Source organism: Polaromonas sp. P1_E3 (genome assembly GCF_056405935.1).
On sequence record NZ_JBFUBD010000685.1, the window covers coordinates 1 to 992 of the forward strand.

General features: G+C 54.7%; 1 protein-coding gene and 1 pseudogene. One reads left to right on the forward strand and one right to left on the reverse strand.

What is annotated here, in order from left to right:
• Nucleotides 1-756: outer membrane protein assembly factor BamD (locus AC1D0Z_RS22780; RefSeq protein WP_477660405.1), on the reverse strand; the 756-nt coding region annotated here is incomplete at its 3' end.
• Between the two features lie 35 nt (nucleotides 757-791).
• On the opposite strand from AC1D0Z_RS22780, the pseudogene AC1D0Z_RS22785 reads away from it, so the two are divergent.
• Nucleotides 792-992, forward strand: a pseudogene (locus AC1D0Z_RS22785) (RluA family pseudouridine synthase); the annotation flags it as partial.

Here is a 992-nt window from a genome sequence, read left to right on the forward strand (position 1 = left end):
CTTGAACCCCTTGCTCAAGTACTCGCTTTGCGGGTAGCTCTTTTCGAGGATGCGGCGGGTATCGTCACGCAATTCAACCATGCCCAGCGCGTCGTAAGACTTATAAAGAATAAAGGTCGCCTCTTCCAGTGCGGGTACGTCGCGGTAGTCGGCGATTGCGCTCTGCGCACGGTTGATTGCAGCCACGTAGGCACCCCGTGAGTAATAGTACCGTGCCACGTGCACTTCGGATTGGGCCAGCGAGTTCACGATGTAACTCATCCGCAGCCGGGCATCAGGCGAATATTTTGATTCTGGAAAGCGGGTCACAAGATCTTTGAACGACTCAAAGGATTCTTTAGCCGCCTTCTGGTCTCTTTCAGACAAGTCCTGACGCGAGATAAACGAAAAGATGCCAAGGTTGTCGTTGAAATTCACCAAGCCCTTGAGATAGAGCGCATAGTCCAGGGCTGGGCTGGCTGGGTGCAACCTCATAAACCGGTCCAGTGTCGCAATGGCCTGGGCTTGTTCGCCTCCCTTGTATTGGGCGTATGCCTTCTCAAGCTGCGCTTGTTGGGCTAGAGGAGTACCCGCCGCACGGCCTTCTAGTTTTTCATAAAGCGGAATCGCCTTGTCATAGGATCCCCCGCTCGCTTCGTCCTTTGCTTCGGCGTAGATCTTGTTCGGGCTCCATGTGGCAGTCTTGTCAGGCGCAGGTGTGCTTGAGCACCCGGCAATAATGAAAGACAACGCGCAAATGGCTGCAAAAAGCGGCATTGCATTGGGAACAACCGATAATTTGGTGGAAAACATTGCAATCGACCTTCTTGATGACTGATTCGGAACAAAGCAAATTAATTATATCGGCCGCTGCTGCGCCCGAAAACGTCCCGGACGAGGCCCAGGAGGAGGGGGATACCACCGCCGAGATGGAATTGCGGCAGGTGGTGGTTCCCGCAGCGAGCCACGGCAGCCGGCTTGATCGCGCTTTGGCTGCCATTGTGCCCGAGTTC